The sequence below is a fragment of the Mycobacterium sp. FW102-FHT13B02 genome (assembly GCF_058790275.1).
In genome coordinates, this window is record NZ_JBYTCM010000001.1 from 307749 (window position 1) to 332334 (window position 24586).

Annotated in this window: 24 protein-coding genes; 9 read left to right on the top strand and 15 right to left on the bottom strand. The window is 66.3% G+C overall.

Annotated elements, in window-relative coordinates:
* The first annotated feature begins 39 nt into the window (after positions 1–39).
* Both AC3WTE_RS01490 and AC3WTE_RS01495 read left to right on the top strand, forming a co-directional pair.
* Positions 40–1647, top strand: coding sequence for a flavin-containing monooxygenase (locus AC3WTE_RS01490; RefSeq protein WP_492435019.1), 1608 nt, complete (start codon positions 40–42; stop codon positions 1645–1647).
* Complete coding sequence (locus AC3WTE_RS01495) at positions 1647–2447, top strand: mycofactocin-coupled SDR family oxidoreductase (protein WP_492435021.1); 801 nt, start codon at positions 1647–1649, stop codon at positions 2445–2447. The genes AC3WTE_RS01490 and AC3WTE_RS01495 overlap by 1 nt, the downstream gene beginning before the upstream one ends.
* Before the next feature lie 7 nt (positions 2448–2454).
* On the opposite strand, the gene AC3WTE_RS01500 is transcribed toward AC3WTE_RS01495, so the two are convergent.
* Positions 2455–3852, bottom strand: coding sequence for a WS/DGAT/MGAT family O-acyltransferase (locus AC3WTE_RS01500; RefSeq protein ID WP_492435022.1), 1398 nt, complete (start codon positions 3850–3852; stop codon positions 2455–2457).
* 177 nt (positions 3853–4029) lie between these two features.
* A complete protein-coding gene (locus AC3WTE_RS01505; protein WP_459369618.1) occupies positions 4030–4869 on the bottom strand; it encodes an alpha/beta fold hydrolase in 840 nt (279 codons plus the stop codon).
* Positions 4870–4982: 113 nt separating this feature from the next.
* Between AC3WTE_RS01505 and AC3WTE_RS01510 the strand changes: the two genes are divergently transcribed.
* The 3 genes from AC3WTE_RS01510 to AC3WTE_RS01520 are packed head-to-tail and all read left to right on the top strand — an operon-like array spanning position 4983 to position 8606.
* Positions 4983–6191 (top strand): CoA transferase, encoded by a 1209-nt coding sequence (locus AC3WTE_RS01510; RefSeq protein ID WP_492435025.1) that lies wholly within the window; start codon positions 4983–4985, stop codon positions 6189–6191.
* The gene (locus AC3WTE_RS01515; RefSeq protein WP_492435027.1) at positions 6188–6988 is read left to right on the top strand and encodes an acyl-CoA thioesterase; all 801 of its coding nucleotides are present in this window, start codon (positions 6188–6190) and stop codon (positions 6986–6988) included. Before AC3WTE_RS01510 ends, AC3WTE_RS01515 begins: the two co-directional genes overlap by 4 nt.
* A gap of 43 nt (positions 6989–7031) precedes the next feature.
* Positions 7032–8606 carry an acetolactate synthase large subunit gene (locus tag AC3WTE_RS01520; RefSeq protein ID WP_492435029.1) on the top strand — a complete coding sequence of 525 codons (1575 nt, stop codon included), beginning with the start codon at positions 7032–7034 and terminating at the stop codon, positions 8604–8606.
* A 1-nt stretch (position 8607) separates the two neighbouring features.
* Here AC3WTE_RS01520 and AC3WTE_RS01525 read toward each other — a convergent pair whose 3' ends face one another.
* From AC3WTE_RS01525 to AC3WTE_RS01540, 4 genes are all read right to left on the bottom strand, one after another.
* Positions 8608–9375 (bottom strand): maleylpyruvate isomerase N-terminal domain-containing protein, encoded by a 768-nt coding sequence (locus AC3WTE_RS01525; protein ID WP_492435031.1) that lies wholly within the window; start codon positions 9373–9375, stop codon positions 8608–8610.
* Between the two features lie 105 nt (positions 9376–9480).
* On the bottom strand, positions 9481–9648 hold the full coding sequence (locus tag AC3WTE_RS01530; RefSeq protein ID WP_492435033.1) for a hypothetical protein: 168 nt from the start codon (positions 9646–9648) through the stop codon (positions 9481–9483).
* Positions 9649–9811: 163 nt separating this feature from the next.
* The gene (locus AC3WTE_RS01535) at positions 9812–10303 is read right to left on the bottom strand and encodes an SDR family NAD(P)-dependent oxidoreductase (RefSeq protein ID WP_492435035.1); all 492 of its coding nucleotides are present in this window, start codon (positions 10301–10303) and stop codon (positions 9812–9814) included.
* A complete protein-coding gene (locus AC3WTE_RS01540) occupies positions 10300–10767 on the bottom strand; it encodes an SDR family NAD(P)-dependent oxidoreductase (protein WP_492435037.1) in 468 nt (155 codons plus the stop codon). Before AC3WTE_RS01540 ends, AC3WTE_RS01535 begins: the two co-directional genes overlap by 4 nt.
* Positions 10768–10824: 57 nt before the next feature.
* Between AC3WTE_RS01540 and AC3WTE_RS01545 the strand changes: the two genes are divergently transcribed.
* The 4 genes from AC3WTE_RS01545 (at position 10825) to dprA (ending at position 14479) form a co-directional block, all read left to right on the top strand.
* Positions 10825–11229 carry a MerR family transcriptional regulator gene (locus AC3WTE_RS01545; protein ID WP_492435039.1) on the top strand — a complete coding sequence of 135 codons (405 nt, stop codon included), beginning with the start codon at positions 10825–10827 and terminating at the stop codon, positions 11227–11229.
* 255 nt (positions 11230–11484) lie between these two features.
* Positions 11485–11841: a YraN family protein gene (locus AC3WTE_RS01550; protein WP_492435473.1), complete on the top strand. Its 357-nt coding sequence runs from the start codon at positions 11485–11487 to the stop codon at positions 11839–11841.
* On the top strand, positions 11841–13349 hold the full coding sequence (locus AC3WTE_RS01555) for a YifB family Mg chelatase-like AAA ATPase (protein ID WP_492435041.1): 1509 nt from the start codon (positions 11841–11843) through the stop codon (positions 13347–13349). Before AC3WTE_RS01550 ends, AC3WTE_RS01555 begins: the two co-directional genes overlap by 1 nt.
* The gene (dprA, locus tag AC3WTE_RS01560) at positions 13346–14479 is read left to right on the top strand and encodes a DNA-processing protein DprA (protein ID WP_492435043.1); all 1134 of its coding nucleotides are present in this window, start codon (positions 13346–13348) and stop codon (positions 14477–14479) included. Before AC3WTE_RS01555 ends, dprA begins: the two co-directional genes overlap by 4 nt.
* A gap of 67 nt (positions 14480–14546) precedes the next feature.
* On the opposite strand, the gene AC3WTE_RS01565 is transcribed toward dprA, so the two are convergent.
* The 9 genes from AC3WTE_RS01565 to AC3WTE_RS01605 form a co-directional block, all read right to left on the bottom strand.
* A complete protein-coding gene (locus AC3WTE_RS01565; protein ID WP_492435045.1) occupies positions 14547–15632 on the bottom strand; it encodes an S-(hydroxymethyl)mycothiol dehydrogenase in 1086 nt (361 codons plus the stop codon).
* A gap of 1 nt (position 15633) precedes the next feature.
* Positions 15634–15831 (bottom strand): ferredoxin, encoded by a 198-nt coding sequence (locus AC3WTE_RS01570; RefSeq protein WP_492435047.1) that lies wholly within the window; start codon positions 15829–15831, stop codon positions 15634–15636.
* A 111-nt stretch (positions 15832–15942) separates the two neighbouring features.
* On the bottom strand, positions 15943–17133 hold the full coding sequence (locus tag AC3WTE_RS01575; protein WP_492435049.1) for a cytochrome P450: 1191 nt from the start codon (positions 17131–17133) through the stop codon (positions 15943–15945).
* Between the two features lie 77 nt (positions 17134–17210).
* Positions 17211–18164 (bottom strand): amidohydrolase family protein, encoded by a 954-nt coding sequence (locus AC3WTE_RS01580; protein WP_492435051.1) that lies wholly within the window; start codon positions 18162–18164, stop codon positions 17211–17213.
* 10 nt (positions 18165–18174) lie between these two features.
* On the bottom strand, positions 18175–19740 hold the full coding sequence (mhpA, locus tag AC3WTE_RS01585) for a bifunctional 3-(3-hydroxy-phenyl)propionate/3-hydroxycinnamic acid hydroxylase MhpA (protein WP_492435053.1): 1566 nt from the start codon (positions 19738–19740) through the stop codon (positions 18175–18177).
* A gap of 18 nt (positions 19741–19758) precedes the next feature.
* Positions 19759–20535, bottom strand: coding sequence for a 1-acyl-sn-glycerol-3-phosphate acyltransferase (locus tag AC3WTE_RS01590; protein ID WP_492435055.1), 777 nt, complete (start codon positions 20533–20535; stop codon positions 19759–19761).
* A complete protein-coding gene (locus tag AC3WTE_RS01595) occupies positions 20532–22421 on the bottom strand; it encodes an acyl-CoA synthetase (protein ID WP_492435057.1) in 1890 nt (629 codons plus the stop codon). The genes AC3WTE_RS01590 and AC3WTE_RS01595 overlap by 4 nt, the downstream gene beginning before the upstream one ends.
* A complete protein-coding gene (locus tag AC3WTE_RS01600) occupies positions 22418–23362 on the bottom strand; it encodes a fumarylacetoacetate hydrolase family protein (protein WP_492435059.1) in 945 nt (314 codons plus the stop codon). Before AC3WTE_RS01600 ends, AC3WTE_RS01595 begins: the two co-directional genes overlap by 4 nt.
* Positions 23359–24489, bottom strand: a complete 1131-nt coding sequence (locus AC3WTE_RS01605; protein ID WP_492435061.1) for a VOC family protein — start codon at positions 24487–24489, stop codon at positions 23359–23361. Before AC3WTE_RS01605 ends, AC3WTE_RS01600 begins: the two co-directional genes overlap by 4 nt.
* Positions 24490–24586 lie beyond the last annotated feature (97 nt).

Consider the following 24586-nt stretch of genomic DNA (forward strand, 5'->3'; position numbering starts at 1 on the left):
CTCGTACTCGCTCATTCCGCGGACGGCTAACTTCGCACTATGAGCAGCGCAGAACAGGTCGATGTCGTCGTTGTCGGTGCCGGGTTCGCCGGTCTTTACGCACTGCACAAGCTCCGGTCGGAAGGCCATTCTGTGGTCGTGTTCGAGGCGGCCGCGGACGTGGGCGGCACCTGGTACTTCAACCGCTATCCGGGCGCCCGTTGCGACGTCGAGAGCGTCGACTACTGCTACTCCTTCGACAAGGACCTGCAGCAGGAGTGGACCTGGACGGAGAAGTACGCGACCCAGGCCGAAATCCTCACGTACATCAACCATGTCGCCGACCGGTTCGACCTGCGCCGCGATATCCGGCTGGGTACCCGGGTCACCTCGGCGACCCTCGATGAGGAGCGGCTGCGCTGGATCGTGACGACCGATACCGGCGAAACGGTGGATGCACGGTTCTGCGTCATGGCCACCGGCGCGCTGTCGGATCCGCTGCTGCCGAACATTCCGGGGGTCGAGACCTTCGCCGGCGAGACGTACCACACGGCGAACTGGCCCCACGAAGGCGTCGACTTCGCGGGCAAGCGGGTCGGCCTTATCGGCACCGGATCATCCGGCATCCAGACCACCCCGATCGTGGCGGCGCAAGCCGCCGAACTCGTTGTGTTCCAACGCACGCCGAACTTCTCCGTACCGGCCGGCAACGAGCCACTGACGGCTGAGCGTGAAGCCGAGGTCAAGGCCAACTACGACGAGCGGCGCGAGCTGTCGTGGCGCAGCGGCGGCGGCTCGCCGCACGTGGCGCATCCGAAGCTCACCATGGAACTGTCGGACGAAGAGCGCCGTGCCGAGTTCGAAAAGCGTTGGCAGTTGGGCGGTGTGCTGTTCAGCAAGACCTTCCTGGACCAGATGGTCGACCCGGTGGCCAATGCCGAGGCCAAGAGGTTCTACGACGAGAAGGTGCGCGCGGTCATCGACGATCCCGCTGTCGCTGATCTGCTGATCCCGACCGACCACCCGATCGGCGCCAAGCGAATCTGCACCGATACCAACTATTTCCAGACGTTCAACCAGCCGCACGTGAAGCTGGTCAGCGTGAAGCAGACGCCGATCGAGAAGATCGATGCCACCGGCATCACCACCACCGAGGCCCGGTTCGACCTGGACGCCATCATCTTCGCCACGGGGTTCGACGCGCTCACCGGTGCGCTGGGACGCATCGACATCACCGGTCGCGGTGGCGAGAAGCTCAAGCAGAACTGGGCCGACGGTCCGCGCAGCTACCTGGGTTTGGGCGTCGATGGCTTCCCGAACATGTTCCTGGTGAACGGGCCTGGCGCGCCGGCTGTGCTGGCGAACATGGTGCTGCACGCCGAAGCACACGTGAACTGGATCGCCGATGCCATCGAGTACGTCGGCTCGCACGGCTACTCGGCCATCGAGGCCACCACCGAGTCGGTCGACGACTGGAACGCCGAACTGGTCCGCCGGGCCGACCAGACGCTGTTCCCGAAGGCGAATTCTTGGTACATGGGCGCGAATGTGCCTGGCAAGCCCCGGGTTTTCATGTTGTTCATCGGTGGCTTCGCCGCGTACAACGACATCTGCGCCGAGGTTGCCGCCGCCGGGTACAAGGGATTCGAACTGACCAAGGCCGGCTGATGTCAGGGCTGCTGAACAAGGTCGTCCTCGTCACCGGTGCCGCCCGCGGTACCGGCCGGGTGCACTGCGAGCGGTTCGCCGACGCGGGCGCCGACATCATCGCTCTCGATGTCACCAGTGCTGCAGCGGATTTGGCCGATGTTGCCGACGCCGTGAAGCTGCGCGGCCAGCGCTGTCACACCGGCGTGGCCGATGTGTCGTCGTTCGACGAGGTGCTGGCCGCGGTCGACGAGGGGGTCTGGGAATTCGGCCGCCTGGACGTGGTCGTCGCCAATGCCGGAATTCACTCGGCGTCGGCACCCGCCTGGGAGGTGAGTGCCGAAGACTGGCAACGCGTCATCGGGGTCAACCTCACCGGCGTGTGGCACACGGTCAAGGCCAGCGTTCCGCATTTCGGCCCGGGCGGCGGATCCGTGGTCATCATCAGCTCCACCAACGGACTGCGCGGCACCGCCAACACCTCGGCCTACACCGCGACCAAGCACGCGGTCGTCGGCCTGGCGCGCACCTTGGCGAATGAACTGGGGCCCAAGCGGATCCGGGTCAACACCGTACATCCCGGGGCCGTCGGCACTGCGATGGTGCTGAACCCGGAGACCTTCAAGCGCATCCGGCCCGACCTGGAGAACCCGACGGAAGACGACGTCGCGGAAGTCCTGTCCGCGCGCAATCTTCTACCGGTGCCGTGGGTGGAGCCCGAGGACGTCAGCAATGCGGTGGTGTTCCTGGCCTCCGACGAGGCCCGCTACATCACCGGCACGCAACTGGTCGTCGACGCGGGGTTGACGCAGAAGGCATGACGTTGGGCTAGGGGCGCTCGGCCAGGCCCGCGGCGATCTCGAGTTCCACCAGCGCCGGTTCGATGGCGTCGGCCATGGCGTCGATGTCGTTCGCCATCTCGGGGGTGGTGACGAAGCCGAAGTCGATGCGGTCCCGGTAGCTGAAGCAGGTGACGTTGAGTCCGACGTCCATCACCAAGGGGCCCATCGGCATCATCTGCTCGAGGACCGCGCCGTCCATGTAAAGCGGCACGGGCGGTCCCGGCACATTGGAGACAACCAGATTCATGGGCTTCAGCGTGCCGCCGAGCTTGCTCGCGGTGTACGCCCGGGCGGCCAGGGCCACCAGGCCGGGTGGGGTGGTGTCGGTCAGACCCATGATCTGGTGTGCCGTCAACGCTTTCGCCATTTCCTTGGCGCTCTGGGAGCTCGCGTAGATGGCCTTGATCCGCTCGGCGGGATCGACGATGTCGGAAGCCAGCGATACCGACATGGCGCTGACCTGGTTGCCCACCTTGTCGCTGGAGCTCTCGGTCCGGGTCGACACCGGGACTTGGGCGATGAGTGATTTCTCGGGCAGCTCGCCGCGGTCCTCCAGATACGTCCGCATGGCGCTCGAGACCAGCGCGAGGACCACGTCGTTCAGCTTCACCCCGAACGCTTCCTTGACCGCTTTGACGCGCTCCAGGGGCACGCCGGAATTGCTGACCCGACGGTGCGGCGAGATGGGGCCGTTGAACCGGGTACGCGGTGCGTCGAAGTAGCCGGGCGGCTTGTTGGCAACGCCGAGCGCCGCAATCTGTTGGCGTACGGTTTGTTCCACGAAGCGCACGACACGGTAGGGCGTCTTGATGCCGATGTTGATCAGCCCGCCCAATGCCTGCAACTCCAGCCCAGGAGCTTTGATGCCGACCAATGATCCGCTCGGCTCGGCGGCCGGCGGCCGCGGTGTGGGCGTGATGTCGAGCAGGATTTCCCCGAGTCCGGCCCCGGACACGCCGTCGATGATGGCGTGGTGCATCTTCATCAGAACCGCGACCCGGCCGCCCTCGACGCCCTCGATGAACCAGAGCTCCCACAGTGGCCGGGAGCGGTCCAGCTTGTAGGACATGAGCCGTCCCACCAACTGGTCGAGTTCGCGGCGGCCGCCGGGCGCCGGGACCGCGATATGACGCACATGGAAGTCGAGATCGAGTTCCTCGTCCTCGACGAACCACGGCCGGTCGAGGCCCAGCGGTGCGCCGGTGACCCGCCAGCGCAGTTGCGGCATCTCCGGCAAGCGGGCGGCGATAAGCGCTTTCACCGATTCGAAGCTGAAATCCGGTGCGTCGGTGGGGTCGTAGATCGATGAGGCGGCGACGTGCATATGCCAACTGTTGGTTTCCGCGAACCAGAAGGTTGCATCGGCACCGGACAAGCGATTCATGGGGGTGATCCTAAGGTGCTCGCGCAGGGGCTGGTTCGAAATCAGCCTTTTGGTACGAACCGGTCAATTGGTAAGTCTGACAATGTATTCCGCGAATGCGATGGATCGGCTTGCTGACGCGGACTGCCGCGAACCGCACACCATCAGTGTGCGGCCGCGGCCGCCCGGATCAGAAGATCAGCGCTGCAGGAAGCCCAGCACCGTGCTCTCGAAGGCCTCCTTGGCCTCGATCATGGCCCAGTGCCCGCAGTTCGGGAACACATGCAGCTCGGCATTGCGGATGGTGCGCATCGGGATCAGCGCCATGTCCAGCGGGCTGACGCGGTCGTCGCGGCCCCAGGTCAGGAGCGTCGGGGCCTTCACCTTGTGCATCTGCGCCCACGGCTGCGGCGGTGCGGCATCCGATCGCATGAACTTCATCATCATGTTGAACGCGGCCTTGCCATACATCCGGCGGGCCGATTCGAGCGTCTCCGGATCGGAGGCCAGCTTCATGCGCTCTTCGATCAGTTCCTCTGTGACGATCTTCTCGTCGTAGACCATGGAGTTGAGCCAGTCGATCAGACGCTGCCGGGTCGGGTCCTCGGTGAACTCCTGCAACAGTCGGATGCCCTCACTCGGGCCGGGGCTGAAGATGTTGGTGCCGATACCGCCGATGGTGACGAGCTTGCCGATGCGGTCAGGGTTGTTGATGGCGAAGTTGATGCCGACGCCGCCGCCCATCGAGTTGCCGACGATGTCCACCTTCTCGATGCCGAGCGCGTCGAGGAAGGGCACCACGGCGGACTGGGCGTCGATCATCGGGTGGCCGCCGAAGTCATCGCTGACGCCGAAGCCGGGGAATTCGAGGATCAGGCAGCGGAAGTGTGCCGCGAAGGTCGGCAGGATGCCGCGGAAGTTCCGCCAGCCGGTGACGCCCGGGCCCGAACCGTGCAGAAACAGCACTACAGGGCCGGTTCCCTCGTCGTAATAACGCAGCGTGCCGCGCTCGGTCTGGACTTCCTTCAGCTCAGTCATGCGTTCCAAATTACGGCGTGATTGTCACGCGGCGACGACCGGCTCCCGTCCGGCGGGACGCGAGGAGCCCGGGGGCACCCGATTGTGCTGCATAGGGCCTTTATGGTGTCCAGATGACGGCTGATTCATCGTGCTCCTCGCGTCCACTGGCGGGTGTACGCATCGTCGAGATTTCGAGCTTCGTCGCCGTGCCCTTGGCAGGGATGACGCTGACGCAGCTCGGCGCCGAGGTGATCAGGGTTGATCCGGTCGGGGGCGCCGCGGACTATCACCGCTGGCCGGTCACCGATGGTGGCGAGAGCATCTACTGGGCGGGTCTGAACAAGGGCAAGCGGTCGGTCGCGGTGGACCTGCGTTCGCCGGAGGGGCAGGACTTGGTGACCCGGCTGATCGTCGACGCCGGCGTCTTCATCACCAATGTGGCGGGCCGGCAGTGGCATTCGTACGAGACGCTCTCCACGCTGCGGCCAGACCTGATTCACGCCGAAGTGTCCGGCCGGGCCGACGGCGGCACGGCCGTCGACTACACCGTCAACGCGGGATTGGGCTTTCCGTTGGTCACCGGCCCGCCGGAGCTACAGACCCCCGTGAACCACGTGCTGGCAGCCTGGGACGTGTCGTGCGGCCTGTACCTCGCGCTGGCGGTGACGGCGGCGCTGCGGCACCGTGACAGCACCGGCGAGGGGCAGCGGGTCGGCATCCCGTTGGAGAACGTCGCCCTGGCCACGGCCGGCAATCTGAGCTTTCTGACCGAGGTGATGGTCAACGGCGTGGGGCGGGAACGCATCGGCAACTCGATCTTCGGACAGTACGGACAGCAGTTCGGCAGCGCCGACGGGGCGGCGTTCATGATCGTGGCGCTGACCGGTCGGCATTTCCGGGACCTGGTCGAGGTGACGGAGACGGCGAAAGCTGTTGCCGCGCTGTCGGAATCGCTCGGCGCCGACTTTGCCGACGAAGGGCAGCGGTACCTGCACCGCGACGCGCTCACGGGCCTGTTCACGGTCTGGTTCTGCGCGCACACCGCAGCGGAGATCACGGCGGCGCTGGGGGCGACGTCCATCCTGTGGGAGCGCTACCGCGATTTCAGCGAGGTGGCTGCGAGCCCGAAAGTGACCGACAACCCGTTGTTCACCGAACTCGACCAGCCGCGCATCGGCCGCTATCTGGCACCGGGGCTCCCGCTGCGCATCGACGGCGAGTACCCACCCGCGCGCCCGGCGCCGGCGCTCGGCGACGACACCACCGCAGTGCTGACCGAGCGGCTCGGGTTGACCGGTGACGACGTCGCCCGCCTCACGCAAGCGGGGGTTGTGGCGTGAGCGTGTTGCCTGATTTGTTGGTGGTGTCGCCCGGGGACGGGGTTGACACCTGGCTGGGCAGGGCCGGGGGACCGGACGGCAAGCGGGCCTTCGGTGGCCTGTTGATGGCGCAGAGCCTGTCTGCCGCATGCCACACCGTGAATCCGGAGATGCGCCCGACCGCCATGCACCTGCAGTACCTACGCGGAGGCGAAGCCGGTGAGGCCACCGAGTACACGGTGGCCCGGGTGTACGACGGCCGGACCGCAGCGGCGCGGCGGGTCGAGGCCTTGCAGGCCGGGCGGTTGCTGACTGTGGCGACGGTGTCTTTCTCGGTGGACTTGGCGGGCCCCGAACATGATGAATCACGGACGCTCCCAGACGATCCCGAGCTGCTGCGGTTGACGGGCCCGCCCGGGCCCGCGCCGGCGATACCGCCGGGTGAACTCGACATCCGGATCGTCGACGACCGGTCGTCAGGCGAGTTCGTGCGACGCATGTGGTGGCGGGCCACCGTACCGATGCCACCAGAACAGCTGCCGCACATGATGATTGCCTGCTACATCACCGATCTGTACGGGATTGACCCGGCGCTGCAGGTGCACGGCCATTCCATGCAGGCGCGTACCCACCGCAGTGGCACCACCGATTTTTCGATCTGGTTCCACCACCCGATCCGGGCCGACCGGTGGAACCTGCTGGAATCGTGCTCGCCTGCGGCGGGCCGGGGGCGCGGTGTGATCACCGGGAGTCTGGTTGACGCGAACGGCACCCGGGTCGCGACATTGGTGCAGGAAGGCTTGATCGCGGACCGGTAGTACCGTCGTCCGCAGGCTGGTGAGAAACACCCGAAGGAGAACCATGAACGGCGCACAGGCATTGATCCGCACACTGGTCGACGCCGGCGTCGACGTCTGCTTCGGCAACCCCGGAACCAGCGAGATGCACTTCGTCGCGGCACTGGACTCGGTGCCCGAGATGCGGGGCGTGCTCTGCCTTTTCGAGGGTGTGGTGACCGGAGCCGCCGACGGGTATGCGCGCATGGCCGGCAAGCCGGCGGCCACCCTGCTGCACCTGGGGCCCGGTCTGGGCAACGGCATCGCCAACCTGCACAACGCGCGTCGCGCCTATTCGCCGATGGTCAACGTGGTTGGTGACCACGCGCTGGGCCACAAGAAATACGACGCACCACTGGAATCCGACATCGACGCCATGGCCGGCACGGTGTCGGGCTGGGTGCGCCGGTGCGAAAAGCTGGCTGACATCGCCACTGATGCGGTGGCCGCCATCGAGGCCGCGCAACAGGGCCAGGTCGCCACGCTGATCTTGCCCGCTGACGTCTCCTGGACCGAAGGCGCCGAGCCGGCGGCGGGGGAGCCGGCCACGAGCCCGTTGTCGTTCGACTACCAGGCCGGTGTCGACTCCGAAGAGCATCAACTGCTCGACGCCGGTGCTGACGTCTTCGGAACGGGCACCGTCATGCTGCTGGGCAGCGCGGCGTGCCGTGAGCGCGGTCTTCGTGCCGCCAGCCGGATCGCCGAGGCGACAGGGACCAAGGTGCTGATCGAGACCTTCCCGGCCAGACTGGAACGCGGCGCCGGACGGCCCAACTTCGAACGGCTGGCGTATCTCGCCGAAGCTGCCCAATTTCAGCTGACCGGTGCCGAGAACCTGGTCCTTGCCGGTGCGCGGTCCCCGGTGTCGTTCTTCGCCTACCCCGGCAAGGCGAGCGACCTGGTGCCCGCGGGCTGTCGGGTGCACACGGTGAGCGGCGACGTCGTCGCGCGGCTGGAAGCGCTGGCCGACGCGGTGGCACCGGGAAGTGCGCCCGCACTGACCGAGCTGAAGACCGTCGCGGTGCCCGATGATTCAGCGCTGACGACGCAGAACTGGGTCGAGGTGGTGGCGGCGACGCTGCCCGACAACGCCATTGTGGTGGACGAGGCCAACACCAGCGGGTTCCTGCTGCCACAGGCGACGATGAGTGCGCCGCGGCACGACCTGCTGACCCTGACCGGTGGGGCCATCGGTTTCGGATTGCCGAATGCCGTGGGTGCCGCGGTCGCCTGCCCTGACCGCCCGGTGCTCTGTCTGCAGGCCGATGGCAGTGCGATGTACACGATTTCGGCGTTGTGGACCATGGCGCACGAGCAGCTCAATGTGGTGACGGTGATCCTCAACAATGCCGCCTACGCGATCTTGCGGATGGAGCTGCAGCGCGTAGGCGCCACTGAGGTCGGGATGGCCAGCGGGCCGAAAGCCGCTGCGATGCTTGATCTCTCGGGCCCGACGACGGACTTTGCCGCGTTGGCGGCGGCCATGGGCGTGCCCTCGGCCAGGGCGACGACCACCGCGGAGCTGGCGGACCAGCTCCGCGTCGGCTATGCCACCGCGGGGCCGTACCTGATCGACGCTGCGGTGCCTGCGCTGGTGTAGTTCAGTAGCCACTGAGCAGCGTGCGGAGCCGGCCCAGTTCGCGTGGGCCGGCGGCGCTGCGGATTCGTCCCGGGTCTGCGGGACGGCGGCCCCACAGGAGCAGCACCCGGGTCGCCGCGTCCGTCTCGATGGTCGCCGCTCCCGCGGGCGGGGCCAGCGCGATCGCGGTGTTCTCGGCGTCGGCGTTGATTACGACGTCGTCCTCGCCATGCACCCGGATTCGTGCCTCGATCCGTTCCCTGTCGTGCAGCGCCAGGCTCTCGCGGCCGCGCCGCAACAAGGGCACGCCGACGGCGCGGACGCTGTGGTCTGTCATCCATTGCTCGGCCAGTCGGCTTCGCACGGCTGCGTCGTCGCCCGTGATGTCCCAGCCGTGCAGGACCAGTTCTTCGCGCATGTGCTCGGCGAACCACGGTGCCTTCATGGTGCGCCCGGTCCAGGCAACGTCGGTGTCAGCGGGTAGCTCGTCAGCGGCGGCAGCGGCTCTTCCGAGGCGCGCCATGCGTTCGTTGAACGCCGTCCACAGATTGGCATCGTCCATCGCGCGGTACGGCCGCTCACGCTCCTCGAACCTCCGGGTGTCGACGGGTTCACCGGCGAGGTGACCCTCAAGCACCCGGGCGAGTTCTTCGGCGTTGCCGGTCTGGTGGATGACGATGTCGCGCACGGTCCAAGCCTCACACCAGGTGCCGGTCTCGGGGCTGCGTCGTTGTACGGCCTCGGCGAAAGGTCCCCATTCGGGGAAGCGGTCGGTGTCGACGGTGTCCATACGTCCATCGGTACCCCGCAATTGGTTCGGTGAACGCCGAACCTGGGGCCGATAAGCAAAAAAATTCGGGGCCCCGTTGTGCGAGGCCCCGAATTTCTCTGATGGTCAGCGGCTTTGGTGCACGCTGTTGTCGACCTGCGGCGCTTCGGCGCGCGGATGGATGTCGTTGACCCAGTCGTGGTGTGAGTAGTCCGCCGATGCCGGCGCGGCCAAACCCAAGACGGCTGCTGCCAATCCATTTGCCACCAGTGCGGCGATTCTGAGCTTCTTCATTGTCCCCAACTCCTTGTATCCGAAGCTTTGATGCTCGGTTCAACGGGACAGGCGCTCGGGGTATTTCTGCAGATGGGGCGTTGGCAGCAATTGATCGTCCTCCGGCAGTAATCAGTCTTTGCGGGCACGAAGCCGACTGGGGGCAGAGCCGTTCGGGCAGAGGTCAGTTCAGGTCACGGCCCGTCAGCGCCACGCTGAGGTCCCAGAGGTGGGCTGCGTTGTCGCGGTCCGCCGCGTAGAACTTCACCCCGGTGCCGTCCGCGCCGGCCGGGCCCGCGACGTTGCAATCCTCGAGGTACAGACCACCGCGGGTTGCCAGCTGCGGGCCGGTCGCCGCCCATAGACCTGTTGCGGCGCCCTGGGACAGGGTCTTGAACGTCGGGTCTGCGGCGTTGCCCTGCTCGTCAATCCAGCCGCGATCGATCATTTCGGCTGACTCGAGGTGTCTTTGCAACGGAGTGAGGATGGAACCCGGATGCAGAGAAAATGCGCGCACGCCCGTGCCCGCCGCGAGCGAGTCCAGGTGCAAAGCGAACAAGATGTTGGCCGTTTTCGCCTGACCGTAGGCCTCCCACTTGTCGTATTCGGCGGTGAAATGCGGATCGTCCCACCGGATATCCGAAATATGGTGGCCGGCAGAAGAATACGCAATCACCCGCGCGTTACCGCGCACCGGCGCGGGCCACAATTCCGCAACGAACGAGAAGTGCCGAGGTGATTGACTGCGAACTGACTCTCCCAACCCGGACCCACTCGCTGCAGGGGAGTGGCCATGATGCCGGCAGCGCCGATGAACAGGTCGATCTGTGACCAGGTATCCCGGATGCGCCGCGCGCATACGGACACCGAATCGAGGTCGGCCAGATCGGCGCCCAGTACGGTCACGGCATTCCCGAGGTGATCGACTGCGTGGGCGGCGGCATCGGCCCGGCGGGCGGGGACGATGACGCGCGCCCCGGCCCGGACCAGATGACTGGTGGTTTCCAAGCCCAGGCCTGAATAGCCACCCGTGACGACGGCCACGGTGCCGGTGAGGTCCACGCCGGCCATGACGTCCTGGCTAGTTGATTCACGCCCGAATCCAGACAGGATGGGGCGCTGTGTGATGGTTTCGGTCATGCCACGACGCTAGAATCTAGAGTGCCCTCTAGGTCAACCCCGGGGATGAATACTCTTATGACACAGACTTTTACGATCGGGCAAGTAGCTGAACGCACCGGCCTGAGCATCCACACCCTCAGGTTCTACGAACGTGAGAATCTACTGGTCAGCAACGTCGCGCGAACCAGCTCCGGCCGCCGCCGCTACACGCAAACCGACGTCGAATGGCTCGCCATCTGCGTACGGCTGCGCGAATCCGGAATGCCACTTGCCCAGCTCGCCGAATTCGCCGCCCTGGTACGGCAAGGGCCAGGTAACGAAGCCCAACGCCTCGAGCTCCTCCGGAAACATGAAGACTCACGTCCGAGCGCAACTGGCCAGCCTTCAGCACTGCCTCGACGTCATCGAGATGAAAGTGGCGATCTACCAAACGCAAGTCGAAGATTCCTCGGCGCGCGGGCTGTGGGACCCCAGCGCTGACCCAGCGATCAGCAAGAGAGCCTTTCCGCGGCCTAGTCGGTCAGCCAGCAGACAATCGTCGGGAGAGCGCCGAAAAATCACCGCCGTCCGCAGTACCAACCCTGTTCAACACATCGACATCCTGACGAGTTGCCCGACCTGTGGATGAATCGCGCACTGTGGACAACTGCCTTCGGGGCGCCGGATCCAGGGGTCTTCGCCGCGTGATCTGTCGGTGGCACCGGCCACGGTGGCGGCATGAACACACCACCACGCATGACCCGCGCCGAGATCGGAGCGCTCGGCGAACAACTCGCGGTCGACCATCTGATCTCCCTCGGGATGACGGTCCTGGCCCGGAACTGGCGCTGTCGGTGGGGTGAACTCGACGTCATCGCCACTGAAAGGGACCACAGTGCCGTGGTTTTCGTCGAGGTGAAGGCCCGAACCACCACGGAATTCGGCGGCGTCGAGGAAGCGGTGACCCCCGAGAAGGCCCGGCGCCTGCGCCGGCTGGCCAGTGTCTGGCTCGCCGAGCAGGACTCTCGGTGGCCTGACGTTCGTATCGATGTGGTCGGCGTGCGGCTCGGCGGCCGGGAGCCGGAGCTGGTCCACCTGAAAGGTATCGGCTGATGGCGCTGGGAAGGGCCTACTCGGTGGCCATCCGTGGTCTCGACGGCGTCATGGTCGAGATCGAGGCGGACATCACCTCGGGACTGCCAGGAGTCCATCTGGTCGGCTTGCCCGATGCGGCACTACAGGAGTCGCGGGATCGGGTCCGCGCGGCGATCACCAACTGCGGCAACAGCTGGCCGATGTCGCGACTCACACTCGGGCTGTCGCCGGCCACGCTGCCCAAGGGCGGGTCGATGTACGACCTGGCGATCGCCGCGTCGGTGTTGTCGGCGCATTTGAAGACGCACTGGGGGCGGCTGGAGAAGACGGTCCTGCTCGGTGAACTGGCGCTGGACGGTCGGGTGCGCCCGATCAAGGGTGTACTGCCAGCGGTCATGGCTGCCAAGCGTGAAGGGTGGCCGTCGGTGGTGGTCCCTGCGGAGAATCTGGCCGAAGCGAGTCTGGTCGACGGTATCGAGGTGTGGGGCGTTCGCACGCTCGGACAGATGCAGGCGTGGCTCAACGGGAAGGCCGCCCTGGACGAGCGCGTTGACACCGCGGCGCCGGCCACCGACGACAGCGTCGATCTCGCCGACGTGGTCGGTCAGACCCAAGCCCGATGGGCAGTGGAGATCGCTGCTGCGGGCGCCCATCATCTGATGCTCACCGGGCCACCAGGCATCGGAAAGACGATGCTGGCGCAACGGCTGCCGGGATTGTTGCCCGACCTGACCGACGACGAGGCGCTGGAGGTCACCGCCATCCACTCGGTGGTGGGTCTGCTCACGGGCGACACGCCGCTGATCACCCGACCGCCGTTCGTGGCGCCACATCACACCTCGACCGTCTCGGCGTTGGTCGGCGGTGGCTCGGGGATGGCGCGGCCCGGTGCGATCAGCCGGTCACACCGCGGCGTGCTGTTCCTCGACGAGTGCGCCGAGATCGGGGTCAGTGTGCTCGAGGCATTACGAACCCCGTTGGAGGAAGGCCAGATTCGGTTGGCCCGTCGTGACGGCGTGGCGTGCTATCCGGCTCGGTTCCAGCTCGTTTTGGCCGCAAATCCCTGCCCATGCGCCCCACCGAACCCGAGGGACTGCGTCTGTCCGTCGGCTGACCGTCGCCGGTATCTGGGCAAGTTGTCGGGCCCGTTGATGGACCGGGTCGACCTGCGCGTCGACATGCATCCGGTGCTCGCCGGAGCCTTCGGCGACCACGCTGCCGAATCCACGAGCGATGTCCGTGCTCGCGTGGCCGCGGCCCGGACGGCCGCCGCCGAACGATGGCAGGAGGTCGGCGTGCGGACCAACGCCGAAGTGCCGGGACCGGTGCTGCGCCGCAGATTCCGGCCGAGCCGGGAGGCGATGGCGCCGCTGCGCAAGTCGCTCGACTCGGGACGACTCAGCATCCGCGGCGTCGACCGCACGTTGCGCGTGGCGTGGTCGTTGGCCGACCTGGCGGGCCGCGACTCACCCAATCTCGAGGACGTCAGTACGGCGCTGGGCTTCCGCGAGGGAGATGTGCGATGAGTGGCGACGACGTGGAACGGCGTGCGTGGGCGTATTTGTCGCGGGTGGCTGAACCGCCGTGCCCCCGGCTGACCGCGTTGGTGGCCGCTCACGGCCCGGTAGAGGTGGCGGACATGATCCGAAGCGGTCGTGAGGACGCAGACCTCACCGGGAGCGTCGCCGCCCGGCGTGAGGTCGATTGTGCGGCCCGGGATTTGGAAATCCTTGATCGACGGGGCGGGCGGCTGATCACCCCCGACGACGATGAGTGGCCGTACCTGTCGTTCGTCGCGTTCGCGAACAAAGCGGTGAGGGATCGGCCATCGGGTGATCCGCCCATGGTCCTGTGGGCACTCGGCCCCGCCCGGCTCGATGATGTCGCCGAACGCGCCGCCGCGATCGTCGGCACTCGGGCGTGCACGTCGTACGGCGAGCACGTCACCGCGGAGATCGCGGCAGGGCTCGTCGAACGCGACGCGGCCGTGGTCTCTGGCGGCGCCTACGGTATCGACGGGGCGGCTCATCGCGCTGTGCTCGCTTCGGACGGTGTCACCGTGGCGGTGCTGGCCGGCGGCGTTGACGTGCCCTACCCGTCCGGACATTCGGCGCTGCTGCACCGGGTGGCCACTTCCGGGTTGCTGCTCAGTGAGTATCCACCGGGGGAGCGACCGACCAGATACCGATTCCTGACTCGAAACCGATTGGCGGCGGCGCTGTCCGGTGCCACCGTGGTGGTCGAGGCGGGGCTGCGCAGTGGTGCGGCGAACACAGCGGCGTGGGCGCATGCGATGGGCCGCAAGGTGTGTGCGGTGCCGGGTCCCGTGACGTCGGCCGCCTCGGCAGGATGCCATGTCCTCATACGCAACGGCGCCGCCTTGGTCGACCGGGCGGAGCAGGTCGTCGAATTGATCGGGCGCATAGGTGAACTCGCCGATGAGCCCGAGCATCCCGAGACGCCGCTGGACGACCTGACCCCCGACCAGCTTCAGGTGTACGAGGCGCTGCCTGCGCGCGGGTTCCGCAGCCTGGACCAGATTTCGGTCGGCGCGGCGCTGCCGCCGGAGCGGGTTCTCGGACCGTTGGCGCTGCTGGAGATCAGCGGTCTGGTGGAGAAGCAGGATGGCCAGTGGCGGATCAGGAGGGCGGGATGAGGTTGAAGCAGCAGGGGGAAATCCAGGCTGAAGGTGCCGCTGGTGACCACTCGCTGTATCGCGTCCATTAGAGGATCACCACTGATCGCAGGATCTCACCGGTGTGCATTTTGTGGAAGGCGTCTTCGATCTGGTCGAGTCGGATGCGTTCGCTGACGAATTTGTCCAGTGGGAGGCGGCCTTGCAGGTAGAGGTTGATGAGGGTGGGGAAGTCGCGTTCGGGTAGGCAGTCGCCGTACCAGGATGATTTGAGTGCGCCGCCGTGGGAGAAGAAGTCGACCAGGGGCATTTCGAGGGTCATGTCGGGGGTGGGAACGCCGACGAGGACAACGGTGCCGGCGAGGTCGCGGGCGTAGAACGCTTGTTTCCAGGTTTCGGGGCGGCCGACGGCGTCGATGACGACGTCGGCGCCGAAGCCGTCGGTGAGGTCGGCGATGGTGTCGACGGGGTCGAGGTCGCGGGCGTTGATGGTGTGGGTAGCGCCGAATTCGCGGGCCCAGTGCAGCTTTTTGTTGTCGGTGTCGACGGCGATGATCCGTTTGGCGCCGACGAGTGCGGCGCCGGCGATGGCTGCATCGCCCACGCCGCCGCAGCCGATGACGGCGACGGTGTCGTCGCGGGTGAGGTTGCCGGTGTTGATGGCGGCGCCGATGCCGGCCATCACGCCGCAGCCGAGCAGGCCGGCCACGGCGGGGTCGGCTTCGGGGTCGACTTTGGTGCATTGGCGTTCGTGGACGAGGGTTTTGTCGGCGAAGGCGCCGATGCCCAGGGCGGGGGTGAGTTCGGTGCCGTCGGTCAGCGTCATCTTCTGGGTGGCGTTGAAGGTGTCGAAGCACAGGTGGGGGCGGCCGCGTTTGCAGGCGCGGCATTCGCCGCAGACGGCGCGCCAGTTGAGGATGACGAAGTCGCCGGGGGCGACGTGGGTGACGCCGGTGCCGACGGATTCGACGGTGCCGGCGGCTTCGTGGCCGAGCAGGAACGGGTATTGGTCGTTGATGCCGCCCTCGCGGTAGGTGAGGTCGGTATGGCATACGCCGCAGGCGGTGATGTCGACGACGACTTCACCGGGGCCGGGATCGGGGATGACGATGTCGACCAGCTCGATGGGCTGCTTCTTGGTCCGGGAGATCACACCACGCACTATCTGACTCATCTCAGGGCGCCTCGCTGAGTGCCGCGACCGGGCACGCGTCGACGGCCGAGCGAACCGCTGTTTCGATTCCGGCCGGAACCTCTCGCCCCTCGAAGTGGTAGTGCAGATTTCCATCGTCGTCGAGTTCGAAGGCGTCGGGTGCTTGGGCGACGCACACGGCGTGGCCCTCGCAGCGGTTGTAGTCGACGTTAACTTTCATGGTTGTCCTAACTGGTGGTGGTGGCGAGCGCGAGCGGGAGTCGCTCGAAGCGGCGAGTTGTGATGATGGCGACGCAGCGGTGAGGTAGTTCGCTGCCCCGAGTTACGTGCGCTAAGCGGCAATCAGCTTGAGAGGCAAGCGTTCATGGCGCCGAATGATGTTGTTGATCGCCCAGACCGGCGTACCGCTCAGCTCGATCCGTTCCACACGCTCGAGCAGCGCCTGCAACATCGCGGTTGTTTCCAAGCGCGCCAGGCCCTGTCCGGCGCAAGCGTGGGCGCCGTGCCCGAAACCGATGTGCCGGCCGGCGTCGCGTCGGATGTCGAAAACCGTCGGGTTTTCCCACTCGCGTTCGTCGCGGTTGGCGGAGGCATAGATCACCAGGACCCGTGCTCCCGAAGGGATTCGTATTTCGGCGATTTCAGTCTGCTGCGCCGTGCACCGCGCAAAAGCGCGCAGCGGTGGCTCGCAGCGGACGATCTCATTGACGGCGTTTGGCAGGAGGGCGGGTTCGTCCTTGAGCAGTTGCCACTGGTCGGGGTGGGTGGCGAAGAGACTCAACGCGTTGGCGATGGCACTCATGGTGGTATCGATCGACGGGGCGATGTAGTCGACGAGTAGTGGCGCGCATTCGTGCTGCGCCAGTTGGCCTTCGTCTGCGGCGGTGAGTAGCTCATCTGCCATGCTGCCCTCGATGACGTTGCGCTCGCGAACCACGCGCCGGGCGAAGCGCAGCATGAGCACAGTGTTGGGTACCGCTTTGATCGCCTGCCAGTTGAGTGGGCCGAGTACATCGAATGTTGCTCCAGCCCAAGCAACCAGGTGGTCGCGCTGATCGCGCGGCCAGCCGATGAGGTCGGGCACGACGGCCAACGGCAGCGCGGCCGCGAGGTCGCTGACACCGTCGATATCGCCCTTGGCCAGCGCAGTGTCGACGACGCTGCGGGCCGTGTCGTCGACGGTGTCACTGATGGCCCGCAGAGCGCGCGGCAGCATGCGGTGCGCGACGCGCTTGCGGCGTTGTTCGTGCTCGGCACCGTCGCTGTTGAGCGTGGTGCCTCGCGACATTCGGTTGGTGATCGGATTGAGTGCCACACCATGACCCGACAGAAAAGTCTTGTCGTCGCGGAGCACCGATTTGCACTCGGCGTAACGCGGCAGCGCATATGTCCGTTGCTTCGTCAGCCAGACCACCGGACCGAGGTCACGCATTCTTTCGTAGTGGGGGTAGGGATCGATGATGGCGTCGACAGCGTAGATGTCGGGTTCGTAGGTGGGCAGGCCGGCGGGTGGACGTCGCATTGATGTTCCTCTCGTGACTTTGGCGGTGGATGGTTGTGCGCGGAGCGTTCGGTAGGACGGCGAGTGGTGGCTGTTGCTCACGATCGGCGCTGAAGGAACTGTTGTGTGTTCGCGGACGTCACTGCCCGCCAGTCGGTTTCGGGATCGGCCTCGAGGGCGGCGATCTGTTGGCCCACGGCAAACGCTGGCGTCCAGCAGTAGTCGCTGCCGTAGAGGATGCGGTTCGGCCCGACCACGTCCCGAAGCACACGAGCGTGGGTCGGCAGCGGATGCCCGGCAGTGTCGAACCACATGTGCTGCAGCTGGGCATCGGTTGTCAGCGGCCCTGGGGCGTCCCCGTTGGTGGCCGGCCACAGCCCGCGGAACAGCTCGATGCGTGCGGCAAGCAGCGGCAGGGCGGCACCGCAGTGCGGGATCAGGAAACGGATGTGCGGATAGCGATTCATGACACTGGCGAAGATCAGGTCGGTAACCGTTCGCGTTGTCTCGAATATGAACTCGATCATTGGCGCGGGCCGCCCCAGCGACATGACGTCCGCGGCTGGTGGTGACGTTGGGTGGACGAAGACGATCGATTGCCGCTTGTCGAGGCATTCCCACAATGGGTCCAGCGATTCGTCGCCCAGGTAGCGTCCGCCGCTGTTGCTCATCAGTACGACACCTGCCGCCCCGTGGACATCCGTTGCGCGGATGGCTTCGCTGATGGCGGCGTCGACGTCGGGGAGCGGAAGGGAGGCGAAGAAGGAGAAGCGCTCAGGGTGCGCGGCGACCGTCTTTGCTGCGAAGTCGTTGACGTGCCGCGCCAGTGCGGGGGCGTCGGCCGTCGCCGCGAAGGACACGCCAGGAGAGGAGAGCGACAGGATGGTGTGCCGAATCCCGTTGTCCTGCATCAGTGCTAGGTGCTGTTCGGCGTTCCAGGAGGGCCATTGCGGCATGCCGTCGGGCTGGTCTATGCCTTCAGCTATTGCGGTGGCGACGTATTCGTCGGTGAGGAAGTGGGCGTGGACGTCCACCACGGGAGCGGATGACATGAGCGATCGCCTAACTGGTCTGGATGGGTGGTTGGGCGCTGCGTGTCCGAGCGGATGACCTGAAAGCCGGTATGGCCGCGCACAGTTTCCACACATCGTGGCCCGCGCACATGACCGTCCGATCTGGCCGGACGACAGCGGCGGTGGCGTGGCCGCGGCGTAGCCACTGCTCCAATTCGCCGCCGGGTTCGGCAATGTGAACCACGACGCCCTGCTCAGCGAGTTCGGCGCACTGGAACGCCAGCGGACGCGTCATGGTGACGAGCGCAAAGCTGTTGCCCGACAACGTGTCCAGGCGCTGTCCATCGACCAGCAGCGGGTTGGGGCACAAGGTTCCGGCAAGGTGGCGGGGTGTCCGGCCTTTGACGACCAAGGCCGACTCGCGCAGGCGGGGGGTGGTGCCGTCGGTGAGCTTGTCGCGAAGGCCGGGTATCAACCGCAGCCGAGGTGCGACGGTGCGCCGCACCACGTTTCCGACGTGTCCACCGGCTGTCATTGCCCACCCCATGGCCAATGCCAAGTTGATCATGCTGCGCGCGTGCGGTTTCCGTTCCTGTTCGTAGGTTCCCAGCAGTGCCTCGGGCAGTTCCCCGTTGGTCACGCCGGCAACTTTCCACGCCAGGTTCATCGCGTCGCGCAGGCCCGCGCCCATGCCCTGCCCGATGAACGGGGGAGTGAGATGGGCGGCGTCGCCGAGGAGGAACACGTTGTGTTCCCGCCATTTGTCGGCGATCTGTGCGCGAAAGTTGTACTCGGTGACCCGCACGAGTTCGAGGTCGTCGTCAGCGATATCGCCGACCCAGGGCGCGACCAGGGGCCGTAGGGTCGCCACCGTGCCGAAGTCGGCCGCGGTTTCCGAAGGCAACAGCCGGAATTCCCAGCGGTAGCGGTTGGGCCCGATCCGCATGTACGTCGCAGCCCGGACGGGATCGCACACCTGGTGCACGCCATCCCACTGATCGAGCTCGGCATCGGTGACCACGTCGGCCACCAGCCAGCGCTGCTCGAAACGCAGGTCTTCCATGGCGGCACCGATGGCGGCGCGCACGATGCTGTTGGCCCCATCGCAGCCCAGCACGTAACTGGCTTCGACGACATGTGCCGTTCCGGTGGCACGGTCGGCGTAGGTCACCCGCACGCGGCCGGGATCGTGCTGGGTGATGCCGGTGACCTCGGAATTGCCGCGCAGCTCGACATTTGGACGCTTGGCCAGGTTGGCGCGCAGCAGCTTCTCCAGCTCGGGTTGGTCGAACATGTTGGCCTGCGGGAAGCCGTGCCTGCTGCGGGCCGGGTCGCGGTCGAACTGTGCCAGCGTGTGGTGGTTCTGGTCGAGCAGTCGCAAGCCGAGCGCCGGCCGGGAAATGGCGGCGAACTCTTCGGCCACACCGAGGCGGGCGAGGATGCGGTGAATCTCGTCATCGAGATGTACCGCGCGCGGCTGGGGATAGACCGATTCCCAGCGGTCGAGAACGAGTGTCGGCACGCCGTGGTCGGCGAGCAACGTCGCCGCGGTGACGCCGGTGGGCCCCGCTCCGACGACGATCACGGGAACGGATTTCGTTACAGGATCAGGCATTTCGGTCCTCGACTCGGATCAGCCGATGATCGGCTTGCGGTTGGCGACGAGAGTGTCGAGGCGCGCTTGCATGGCGCTCTCGATTCTGGACGCGAAGTCCTCGGCGGTCTCCGCGGGATGCGGCGTCATCGGGGGCAGGACGGCGGTCACCAGTTTGGTCGGCAGCGCGACGTAGGGGAGCATGCCGGCGACACCGATATTGAGTCCCCACGGGACGGTGACGCTGATGGGCAGTGCCTTGATGCGCAGGCGCCGGGGTAGACCCAGGTGTCGTGCGAGCCGTCGACCGTCAGATACGACGAACAATGAGTCACCGGCGCCTGCCGTCACGACGGGGACGACCGGTACCCCGTGGGTCATGGCCAGGCGGGCAAAACCACAGCGCTCATCGAAATGCACGTGATTGCGGTCGCGCCAGGACTTCCCGGCGTCGACGTCGCCGCCGGGAAAAACCAGAACGTTGTGACCCGCGGCGAAGGCGGCATCTGCTGATTCCCGGCTCGCGGGCCGGCCATCGAGAAATTCGGCGATGCGGCCGGCGCCGATTGTCCAAACGACCTGGTGAACGAGGGCGGTGGTCGGTCGTTTCAGCGCCGCTTTCTCGCGCACGGCGATCATCGCCAGCACATTGAGATCCACCAGGCCGCCGAAGCCGTGATTGGCGACCAGTAGCGCAGGTTCGGGAATTTCGGCGTCGATCTGGATTTCGTGTCGGTGGTACCACCGCAGATAGCTCGGTACTGCCACGCGCACAACGGATTTGAGTGTCGAGGACGTCGAGGAGTCGTCGGTCACGATCGTTCCTTGATGTCCCAGGTGAGCGCATAGCGACCCAGGTTCGCGGCAATGGCGTCGGTATCGGTGCCGGCGTCGACGGCCACGGTCACCACGATGGCGCCGTCGTCGACTGTTGCCTCGACGTCGGCGACGCCGGGCACAGCGACCAGCGCGTCACGGACCGCGCTGCGGGTGGCATCCGCGCGCAGCCCGGGCTTGTAGGGCTTGCCGACGGCGGTGACCGGGATGGTGTCGATGACGATCACGGATTTCGGCGCGGCCGCGCTCTCGCTGACGTGCTCGACGGCCCACTGCCGCAACGAGTCCGGAGTGACGGCAGCGTCGGGGCGCAGTGTCACATAGGCCACTGGCACCTCGCCGGCATGGACGTCGGGACGTCCCACCGCCGCGGCGCCTGTGACGTCGGGGTGGGCCAGGAGGGCGTCTTCGATCATCGCCGGGTCGATGTTGTGCCCGCCGCGGATGATGAGGTCTTTGGCCCGACCGGTCAGATGGACGAAGCCGTCGCCGTCAACCCAGGCCAGATCGCCGGTGTCCAGCCAGCCGCCGTTCAGTTTTCCGAGCCCGTCGAGCACATAGCCGTTGCCGGTTCGGCCGGTGACGTAGCCGGGAAAAACGGTGGGCCCGCTGATCGCAAGGTTTCCCACCTCGCCGGCCGGCAGGTCGTGCCATTGGCCGTCGTCGTCGATCCTGACCGTTTTGACCTGCTGGTAGGGGAACCGCTGGCCCACCGCGCCGGGGCGAGGGCGGTCGGGAAAACTGCGCACACTGGCGCAAGTTCCTTCGGTCAGTCCGTAGCCTTCGAGCAGGGGCACCCCCGTGCGTGATTCGAAGTCGGTGCGAACCGCCGCCGGCAGCGCTGCGGCACCCACCAGCGCGAAGCGCAGGCTGGAGATGTCGGCGTCCACGGGGCATTGCGACAGCACGGCGTAGACGGTGGGCACCGCGCTCATAGCGCTGATGCCATGGTGCGCAACGATTTTCCAGAAGTTCGCATACAGGGCCGGGTCCCGGTATCCGAGCGGGCCGGCCCACACCGCGTGCTGGCCGCGCAGCATCGGCGCCAGCAATGTCACCACGAGTGCGTTCACGTGGAACAGCGGCAAGCCCGCGAACATGACGGCGTCCTGGTCGAGCATGGTGTTCGCGGCGATCATCCAGGCGTCGGTGACTTCGTTGGCATGGGTATGGGCGGCCGGTTTCGGCTTGCCGGTTGTTCCACCGGTGTGGAACAGGGCCGCCAAATCTGTGGCTCCCGGGGCTTCACCGTCGAAGATCGAACCGTCATCTCCGGGCCGGAAGTCGCTGAAGTAGCGCACTGTGGCGCCCTCGATCGCCGGGACGGTCGGCGACGCATCCTGACTTCCGGTGGGGCGCAACACGAGGACGGTGTCGATCACCCCTGCCGCCACCAGATGCTCGGCAGCCCGCCAGCTCGCCTCGTCCAGTTCGGGACCGGCGGCCACCAGTGTTCGTGCCCCCGAGCGTTCGACCAGATGGGCGATGTGATCGCTCGACAGTGCGCCGTTGACCGGCGCGGCGATGCCCGCCAGTTGCGCGGCCAGCGTGGCCGTGATCAGCTCGTCGCAGTTGGGGCTGATCAGGGCAACCGGGGTGTGTCGCTGAATGCCGTTCTGGCGCAACATATTTGCGGATCGGTGCACGTCTGCCAGCAGTTCGCTGAAAGTCCGCGTGGTCGCCTGCCGCCATCGATCGGCGTCGGGCATGACGGTGATCGCGGCGCGGTCGGGCCACAGCGCGGCTGCCCGCTGCAGCGCCGCATATGTCGAGTTCGGCAGGCCCCGGTCGGCCAGTGGAATGCGTTCGATGGCGTCGAGGTCGCCGGGTGTGGCATAGCGCGGCCAGAGCAGGTCCGCGTTCATGCGTACCGCACCGAGGTGCGCTGGGTGCCGAGGTCGATGGCGCCGTCGTCGGTAGCCACCGACAGTTCGAGGACATCCCCGTGCTGCAGATACTTGGGATTGCCGGCTTGGCGCCGGAAGAACGCCTTCCATTTGATGGCAGGCGGCAGCAGCGATCCGATGATCTCGACAGGCTTGGGCGGCGCGCTCAAGGCCGTACCCGCAGGCGTGCCGGTCAAGACGAGGTCACCGGGTGCGAGGTGCTGGAACCGGGCCAAAGACTGCAGTGCCTGTAGAGGTTTGTAGATCATGTCGCCATCGACCAGCATGTTCTGGCGAATCTCGCCGCTCACCCGCAGCTCGAGGCGCAGGTCGCCGAACCGCTTGAGCTCGTCGGCCGTCAACAAGACGAGCGCGGGGCCGACCGGTGTGAACGTCGGGTACGACTTGGCTTCGTAGAACTGCGTTTGCGGGAGCTGGATATCCCGGGCGGAGACATCGTTGGTGACGACCAGGCCGGCGACGTAGTCGGCGAGGTTCGCCTCGGTGATCTCGGTGCCGACGGGCAGCTCGCGTCCGATGACCAGACCGATCTCCACCTCGTAGTCGAGGAATTTGACGTGCTGCGGCTTGACGATGTCGTCGAACGGCCCACTGATGGAGCCGGACGTCTTGCGAAAAAACGTGAGCGGGATGGTCTTTGGGTCCATACCGGCGTCTTTGACATGCGAGGCGAAGTTGGTCATCTGGGCGACCACCCGGCAGGGTGCGGTCACGGGGGAGAGCAAATCGAGGCTGTCGACAGGCACCGTCGCGGTGTCTGAGGCGGCGGCCTCGATGGCGGCGCGGTCGGCAAGAAGTTCGGCCGTGGTGGCATAGACATCGGTGGTGGCGATCTTTGCGGCACCGGTGGCGGTGTGCACCCACCAGGCGTCGGCGGTGCGCAGGATTGAGATGGTCATGAGTTCGCTACTTTCAGCAGGCCGATGAGGCGGTTGATGTCGAATTCGTTGTCGCCTCGCAGGGCTGCGAAGATCGACTGTGCTTCGTGCGGTAGGGATTTCGGGTTGGTGCCGAGGAAGTCCTTGCTCGCCGGTGGTCCCCATTGGGCCAGGCCCGAGGCGGTGAACGGTGCCCAACCCGGTTGCAGGGTCGAGTCGAACAGGTCGCCATCAGTGAAGTGCTCGACCATGAAGCCGTCAGGGTCACGCCAGTAGTCGAAGAGTTGGCTGCCCTGGATGTGCCGCCCGATTCCCCAGGACCGGAAATAGCCTTGCTCCGTGAGATATTCGCCGCCGGCGGCCAGCGCATCGAGATCGCATACCTGGTAGGCCGAGTGCACATAGCGGTTCTGTGGTCCGAGGGCCAGCGCCAGCGTGTGGTGATCAGCGGGCGTCGCACCCCTGTCGCATCGAATGAAGCTCATGGTGGGTCCCCGGCTGCGCTGACCCGGGAAGTACAGGAAGTCGCTGACGATCATGCCGAGGGTGTCGAGATACCAGTTCAGCGTCTCGAGGTATTTCGTCGACTGCATGACGAGGTGACCGAGCCGTTGCACCGTGGTCGGTTCCCGACGCGGGCGTTGGGTGGTGTTGATGCGGTGGATCTCGTGTCCCATGTTGTAGCGGTGCGGCGTCTGCGACGGCAGCGCGTCGAGGGCGTGCATTCCGGCCACCACGTGCACCGGCACACCGCTCGGGTCGATCAGATCGACCGCCATGCCGCCGATGGTCGCGGGCAGCGGCCTGGTCCGTGCGCCGGTCGCGGTGGCCAGCCGCAGCAGGTCCGCCTCGTCGGCAGCGGCGAACGCGACCCCGAGGAACCTGCTCCGCGTGCCGCGGCGCAGGATCACGCACGGCGCGGTCGAATCGCTGCCACGCAGATGCAGTTCATCGTCGGTTCTCAGTGAGGTGGCGAAACCGAAGGCGACCGCGAACGCCTCGGCGCGTTGGAGGTCCGGTTTCTCGAATTCCAGCCAGGCGATATCAGCCACCTTGATCACGGGGTTGCGCGAACGCCCGCAGTGCTCGCCTTTCCGGACGCCCTGCTCGCTGTGGAGCTCGTTATGTGCGCCGACCAGGTCGTTCATCCCGGACCACCTTTCATTCTGACGAAATCGTCACATGCGACGTGACACTCAGTCAAGAGATTCTGACGAAATCATCAAAACTGATAGCTGCTGCTAT

What these genes read in the sequence shown, in the direction of transcription:
- dprA (WP_492435043.1), top strand. Translation starts at nt 13,346, where the DNA reads ATGAGTGGCGACGACGTGGAACGGCGTGCGTGGGCGTATTTGTCGCGG.
- AC3WTE_RS01595 (WP_492435057.1), bottom strand. Translation starts at nt 22,421, where the DNA reads ATGAACGCGGACCTGCTCTGGCCGCGCTATGCCACACCCGGCGACCTC.
- AC3WTE_RS01490 (WP_492435019.1), top strand. Translation starts at nt 40, where the DNA reads ATGAGCAGCGCAGAACAGGTCGATGTCGTCGTTGTCGGTGCCGGGTTC.
- AC3WTE_RS01510 (WP_492435025.1), top strand. Translation starts at nt 4,983, where the DNA reads ATGACGGCTGATTCATCGTGCTCCTCGCGTCCACTGGCGGGTGTACGC.
- AC3WTE_RS01605 (WP_492435061.1), bottom strand. Translation starts at nt 24,489, where the DNA reads ATGAACGACCTGGTCGGCGCACATAACGAGCTCCACAGCGAGCAGGGC.
- AC3WTE_RS01575 (WP_492435049.1), bottom strand. Translation starts at nt 17,133, where the DNA reads ATGCGACGTCCACCCGCCGGCCTGCCCACCTACGAACCCGACATCTAC.
- AC3WTE_RS01530 (WP_492435033.1), bottom strand. Translation starts at nt 9,648, where the DNA reads ATGAAGAAGCTCAGAATCGCCGCACTGGTGGCAAATGGATTGGCAGCA.
- AC3WTE_RS01525 (WP_492435031.1), bottom strand. Translation starts at nt 9,375, where the DNA reads ATGGACACCGTCGACACCGACCGCTTCCCCGAATGGGGACCTTTCGCC.
- AC3WTE_RS01565 (WP_492435045.1), bottom strand. Translation starts at nt 15,632, where the DNA reads ATGAGTCAGATAGTGCGTGGTGTGATCTCCCGGACCAAGAAGCAGCCC.
- AC3WTE_RS01495 (WP_492435021.1), top strand. Translation starts at nt 1,647, where the DNA reads ATGTCAGGGCTGCTGAACAAGGTCGTCCTCGTCACCGGTGCCGCCCGC.
- AC3WTE_RS01545 (WP_492435039.1), top strand. Translation starts at nt 10,825, where the DNA reads ATGACACAGACTTTTACGATCGGGCAAGTAGCTGAACGCACCGGCCTG.
- AC3WTE_RS01580 (WP_492435051.1), bottom strand. Translation starts at nt 18,164, where the DNA reads ATGTCATCCGCTCCCGTGGTGGACGTCCACGCCCACTTCCTCACCGAC.
- AC3WTE_RS01600 (WP_492435059.1), bottom strand. Translation starts at nt 23,362, where the DNA reads ATGACCATCTCAATCCTGCGCACCGCCGACGCCTGGTGGGTGCACACC.
- mhpA (WP_492435053.1), bottom strand. Translation starts at nt 19,740, where the DNA reads ATGCCTGATCCTGTAACGAAATCCGTTCCCGTGATCGTCGTCGGAGCG.
- AC3WTE_RS01550 (WP_492435473.1), top strand. Translation starts at nt 11,485, where the DNA reads ATGACCCGCGCCGAGATCGGAGCGCTCGGCGAACAACTCGCGGTCGAC.
- AC3WTE_RS01540 (WP_492435037.1), bottom strand. Translation starts at nt 10,767, where the DNA reads ATGACCGAAACCATCACACAGCGCCCCATCCTGTCTGGATTCGGGCGT.
- AC3WTE_RS01555 (WP_492435041.1), top strand. Translation starts at nt 11,841, where the DNA reads ATGGCGCTGGGAAGGGCCTACTCGGTGGCCATCCGTGGTCTCGACGGC.
- AC3WTE_RS01500 (WP_492435022.1), bottom strand. Translation starts at nt 3,852, where the DNA reads ATGAATCGCTTGTCCGGTGCCGATGCAACCTTCTGGTTCGCGGAAACC.
- AC3WTE_RS01505 (WP_459369618.1), bottom strand. Translation starts at nt 4,869, where the DNA reads ATGACTGAGCTGAAGGAAGTCCAGACCGAGCGCGGCACGCTGCGTTAT.
- AC3WTE_RS01520 (WP_492435029.1), top strand. Translation starts at nt 7,032, where the DNA reads ATGAACGGCGCACAGGCATTGATCCGCACACTGGTCGACGCCGGCGTC.
- AC3WTE_RS01570 (WP_492435047.1), bottom strand. Translation starts at nt 15,831, where the DNA reads ATGAAAGTTAACGTCGACTACAACCGCTGCGAGGGCCACGCCGTGTGC.